The organism is Peribacillus sp. NPDC058002 (assembly GCF_042886655.1).
GTDB classification, from domain to species: domain Bacteria; phylum Bacillota; class Bacilli; order Bacillales; family DSM-1321; genus Peribacillus; species Peribacillus aracenensis.
Genome location: NZ_JBHVQU010000237.1, coordinates 1 through 5,236, shown reverse-complemented (window position 1 = coordinate 5,236; position 5,236 = coordinate 1). Strand labels below are relative to the sequence as shown.

6 protein-coding genes are annotated in these 5,236 nt (G+C 40.7%); 2 read left to right on the top strand and 4 right to left on the bottom strand.

Going from position 1 to position 5,236, the window contains the following annotated elements:
• A partial coding sequence (locus ACFVSH_RS22500) for a helix-turn-helix domain-containing protein (protein WP_387707914.1) occupies positions 1 to 132 on the bottom strand: 132 nt, incomplete at its 3' end.
• A 138-nt stretch (positions 133 to 270) separates the two neighbouring features.
• Here ACFVSH_RS22500 and ACFVSH_RS22495 point away from each other — a divergent pair.
• A complete protein-coding gene (locus ACFVSH_RS22495; RefSeq protein ID WP_387707912.1) occupies positions 271 to 900 on the top strand; it encodes a homoserine/threonine efflux transporter in 630 nt (209 codons plus the stop codon).
• A gap of 288 nt (positions 901 to 1,188) precedes the next feature.
• On the opposite strand, the gene ACFVSH_RS22490 is transcribed toward ACFVSH_RS22495, so the two are convergent.
• Positions 1,189 to 2,520, bottom strand: a complete 1,332-nt coding sequence (locus tag ACFVSH_RS22490) for a (Fe-S)-binding protein (RefSeq protein WP_387598625.1) — start codon at positions 2,518 to 2,520, stop codon at positions 1,189 to 1,191.
• The gene (locus ACFVSH_RS22485; protein ID WP_387707910.1) at positions 2,517 to 3,923 is read right to left on the bottom strand and encodes an FAD-binding oxidoreductase; all 1,407 of its coding nucleotides are present in this window, start codon (positions 3,921 to 3,923) and stop codon (positions 2,517 to 2,519) included. The genes ACFVSH_RS22490 and ACFVSH_RS22485 overlap by 4 nt, the downstream gene beginning before the upstream one ends.
• A gap of 112 nt (positions 3,924 to 4,035) precedes the next feature.
• Here ACFVSH_RS22485 and ACFVSH_RS22480 point away from each other — a divergent pair, with 112 nt between their 5' ends.
• Entirely contained in the window at positions 4,036 to 4,677 is a 642-nt protein-coding gene (locus ACFVSH_RS22480; RefSeq protein ID WP_192204832.1) for a hypothetical protein, read from the top strand.
• 62 nt (positions 4,678 to 4,739) lie between these two features.
• Here ACFVSH_RS22480 and ACFVSH_RS22475 read toward each other — a convergent pair.
• Positions 4,740 to 5,236, bottom strand: a 497-nt coding sequence (locus ACFVSH_RS22475; protein ID WP_387707908.1) for an ABC transporter permease, incomplete at its 5' end; no start/stop codon positions are given.

Sequence of the window (5,236 nt, the reverse complement as noted above, 5' to 3'; positions counted from 1 at the left end):
ACGTGGTACACCGGAGTTTTTTGCAACTGCATAGCCTGTTAATGGCGATTCTTCCAATAAGGCAAGATATGCTTTCGCTTCATATTCGGTAAAATTCAGATTTTTTAATGTGTCTAAAATGTTTTCTTTCATAAACCCTCCATGCAACCGTAGTTGCTACCTTTGTAACTAATATTTTAGCAAAATCTGTTGACGATTTCCATTTTCATCTAATATACTTACATAAGTAGTTACTTTAGTAACCCCTATTGAAGGGAAGGGAGAAATAGTATGGATAGCTTACTTACATACATATCAATAGTTGCAATGATGGTTATTATTCCTGGAGCAGATACAATGCTCTTAGTGAAAAACACGCTTAGCTATGGTCCAAAAGCCGGACGTTATACCGTTCTCGGAATGGCAACGGGACTTTCATTTTGGACGCTTATTGCTATTCTTGGACTATCTGTTGTCATTGCAAAGTCCGTGATTCTGTTCAGTACAATCAAATATTTGGGAGCCGCCTACTTAATTTATTTAGGGATAAAAAGTTTCTTTGCTAAAAGCGCTTTTTCATTAAAAGAAATTCAGGCACAAGCAAATACACCTCCGAAGTATTCAAGCCGGCATAATAAAGATTCCTTTATGCAAGCATTACTTAATAATATTCTTAATCCAAAGACCGTTTTAGTTTATATAACAATCATGCCTCAATTTATCAATTTGAACGGAGATGTAAACCAGCAATTGATTATATTAGCGTTCATCTTAACCTTTCTTGCTGTATTATGGTTTCTTTTTCTTGTTTTTCTAATTGATTACGCAAAAAAATGGATGAACAACTCTAAATTCCAGAAAGCATTCCAAAAATCAACTGGCTTAATTTTAATTGGTTTTGGCATAAAAACAGGAATTTAAGTTCATTTACTAACACATCTAATTTGATGATCCGTTCAGAAAATTGAACGGGTTTTTTCATATGTATTTACATGACATGCAATTAACATAGTGTGTACTAACATAATCAATCTTTCACCCATATATATATGGCACTGCATTATAAATCTACAAGGATTTATTCCGTAATCATTATGTTCCCTAATATGGTCATTAATTAATTAATTGAAAAATAAAAACGCCAGCATTTTCCCATAAGTGCGAAAATGCTGACGAGTATTGTCTTATGAAGTTTTAATATCCTCTTTATCAATCCAAGCCGCAGGCCTTGGCAAGTATTTCAACAAGGTGCATACTTTTGATTTGGTTTGCTGCCCCCTCCCTTTGAATGCCAATGCTCATTTGCATTTGGCAGCCAGGGTTAACGGTCACTACTGTAGTGGCTTTTGTATCTTTTAGGTTCTTCATTTTATCATCAAGAATTTTCATTGATTCATCGAAGTGAAGAAGATTGTAAATGCCTCCAGATGCACAGCAACGGTCAAACCCTTCCATTTCCACATAGGAAACTCCAGGTATGGATTGCAATAGTAAACGAGGTTCCTTTTGGACCTTTTGAACATTGCGTAAATGACATGAATCTTGATAGGAAACGATGCCTTGCCATTCTTCAGTAAAGGGGAGTGGCCCCAATTGATAAAGAATTTGACTGATGTCTTTTGATTTTTCCGAGAAAGCCCTTGCCGCCCCAGCCCATTCGTGATCATCTGCCAATAAATGTCCATATTCAAGAAGCGAAGCGCCGCAGCCTCCTGCGTTATTTACAATTACATCAGCATCTGATTGCATGAAAGCTTGGATATTCCTCTTTGCCAATGCTTTCGCTTGGTTTGTTTGACCTTGATGGGAATGAAGTGCCCCGCAGCAATTCTGATTTTCAGGGAGAATGACCTCACAACCTGCTAAGGTGAGCAGCTCAATGGTGAGACGATTTATTCGTGACATCATAGAATCCATGATACACCCAGCAAAAAATGCCACTTTTAATTTCGTTTCCCCTTTTGCCGGCATTATCGTACCTGTCCGAATTCGTTTGGAGGACGACTCGATGGCTGGAAGTGCTTGTTCTAATTGTGCAAGGGCTGGGGAAACCTTTTGCAGTACATTCGATGAACGGATAAGCTTGGATAACCCTGTTTTTTGATAGAACTTTACTGCACTGCCAATCCTGTTCATCCGATTTGGAAATGGAAAAAGATGAACCAAAGCAAGTTTTTTGATCTTGTTCATTTTGATTTTTTTGTTGGCTGACGGGGAGTTTTCAATGGCTTCTTTTGCCGCTTCCAGTATATGTCCGTATGGCACACCGACAGGACATGCCGTTTCACAAGCACGGCAGCCTAAACATAGATCAATCGGTTCAGCTAAATCTTTTTGGAAATCTATTTTCCCTTCGGCTGCCATTTTCACTAGATTGATTCGACCGCGTGGAGAGGCGGATTCCACTCCCATTGATTCATATGTAGGACAAGCTGGTAAACAGTAACCGCATTTTACGCATTGGTTTGTCCAATCATAGGCATCTGAATATAAATTATGGGCTACTGCATTTGTCTCGTTCGGTTTGACGGAAGGACTCATGTAACCAACACGACCCTCGTCTGGCCTTTATCAGGAAAAATCTTTCCTGGATTCAGGATATTATTGGGATCCCATGCTTCTTTAATTTTTTTCATCATATTCACCCCTGTTATTCCTAATTCCATTTCCATATAAGGTGACTTTAAAGTACCGATACCATGTTCCCCGGAAAGTGTCCCACCTAGTTCGATTGCGGCTTCAAAAATTTCACTGACTGCAAGTTCCACTTTTTTCATTTCCGTAATATTTCGTTTATCGGTAATGATGTTCGGATGTAAATTGCCATCCCCTGCATGGCCGAATACAACCAAGTTCAACCCGTATTTCTCCCGGATATTGTTTAATCTCTCCATCATCGCGGGTATTTGACTGCGTGGAACGGTCGCGTCTTCAGAAATTTTTGTAGGACCCATTTGTGTAATGGCCGGGGAAACAGATTTACGCGCACTCCAAATAGTTTGGCGTTCTTCCTCTGTCTCCGCTATCTTGACGTAGGAAGCACCCTCCGCCTTGCAAATATCGGCGCATTTATTGATTTCTTCCTCGATCGCCAATGGGTGACCATCTATTTCGATGATCAGAATGGCTTCTGCCTGTAGAGGCAATCCTGAAGGCCGATAGCTTTCGACAGCACGGATACACGCGTTATCCATCAGTTCCAGGGCAGATGGTAGAATCCCTGACGATAAAATGCTGGTAATGGCATGGCCAGAGTCTATCAAATGATTGAAGTGGGCGACAAATGTTTGTTTAGATTGAGGTTTTGGTATTAAGCGGATGGTTGCCTCAGTAACGATGCCAAGGGTACCTTCCGATCCTACGATCAATCGGGTCAAATCATACCCTGTTACATTTTTTACGGTCTTTCCGCCCGTACGAATGATCTCTCCCGTAGGGGTGACCACCTCCAGGCCTATCACATATTCTTTTGTCGTTCCGTATTTCAATCCCTTTGGGCCACTGGAATTTTCTAATAGATTCCCGCCTATAGTGGCAACGTTGGAACTGCTTGGATCTGGGGGATAGAACAAGCCGGCTTCTTCAGCCTTTTTATGGATATTTGCCGTAATCACACCTGGAGAAACAATGGCAAGCATATTTTCCCGATCAATGATCAATTTATCCCGTAAAAGGGTCATATCAAGAACCATTCCTCCTTTAACAGGTAATGGGCCTCCACTTAACGAAGTTCCAGATCCCCTTGGGTAAACAGGTATTCTGTGAGTATTGGCCAATTTAATCACTTCACTGATTTCCTCCGCATTTTTTGGCTGTATAACGATTTCAGGTAAATATTCCCCGAAAGAAGCGTCATAGCTATAACAATACCTTTCTGCCAAATCAAGGAACATTCTGTCATTTGGAATTACCTGCCTAAGGTCGTCCAGGGCCTCTTTCTCCATGCTTCTCACTTCCTTTCATAATAGTAAATTGGAAAAGAACCATCTGCATGTTATATAATGGAATTTTATGATTCTGCTAGATATAATGATGAAAGAAAAAGGAGGTTTTTTTGTGAAAATCGCACTGATTCACGCAACCACAACTGCACTACAACCAATTGAAGTGGCCTTTCAGACTGTTGCTCCAAACATTGAACTCCTTCATTTCATGGACACAGGTCTTCTCGCCTTGATGGAAAAGAGCGGCAAGTTGACTCCGGAAATCATCCGCCGCTTTTCTGCATTAGTGAATATAGCCCATGATTCTGATGTTTCATGCATCCAACTTACTTGCTCTGCTTTTAATGACATCACTTCAATCTTGCAACCTCTATACCCTGTTAAGTTATTTCGTTCAGATGAGGCCATGCTTGATGAAGCACTTCGCTATGCTAGCATCGGCCTGGTTTCAACCGTAAAAGAAACGCCGATCGCCCTTCAAAATTACTTATTAAATAAGAATCCTGACTGTATGATCGAATCATTGGTGGATCCCGGGATCATCCATTTATTATCACAAGGAAAAAGAAAGGAACATGACGATCGGGTTAAAAAGATGGTGGAGCAATTGGACGGAAAGACAGAAGTGATTTTGCTTTCACAATATAGTATGGAACATATCGCAAAGCAGGTTAATCCCTCTGTCCCTGTCCTAACGGCTCCACTATTAGCCGCCAAAAGGTGTTTGGCTCATTTGAATGGAACGTTTGGATGAGTTTTCTTCGTAAAATCAGAACTTAGCCACCATGATCGGTTGTCATATCATTCATCTCGTTTTTACCCGTTAGTATGATGGGAACCACCAAAAACTTTCCCGACACCTTGAATTTTTTCAAGTATGACGATCAGAAGGACTGATATGAAAATAACCACGCTTGATACGGATGCAACAATTGGATTGTAGGCATCCTGCATTTGCGAGAATATTTCGATCGGCAGCGTTCTCATTTCCGGTGATACCATAAAGAGAGAGACCGTTACATTATCAAAAGATGTCAAAAATGCGAATAATCCGCCTGAGATGGCCGCGGATCCAATTAGCGGCAGTGTCACTTTCATGAATACTGTTAGTGGATTCGCTCCAAGTATGGCCGCGGCCCTTTCGAGATTATAATCAAATCCACTTAAACCGGTTAATACGAGCCGCATAACATAGGGTATGCAAATGACGATATGGGCAATTAAAAATCCTGTAGACGTACCGGCAAGCATCATTGGTGTAAAGTACATTAAAAGTGCAATCCCCAATACTAATTGCGGCACACTTAGTGGAC

Coding starts and splice junctions, on each gene's coding strand:
- ACFVSH_RS22495 (WP_387707912.1), top strand. CDS start 271: ATGGATAGCTTACTTACATACATATCAATAGTTGCAATGATGGTTATT.
- ACFVSH_RS22490 (WP_387598625.1), bottom strand. CDS start 2,520: ATGAGTCCTTCCGTCAAACCGAACGAGACAAATGCAGTAGCCCATAAT.
- ACFVSH_RS22485 (WP_387707910.1), bottom strand. CDS start 3,923: ATGGAGAAAGAGGCCCTGGACGACCTTAGGCAGGTAATTCCAAATGAC.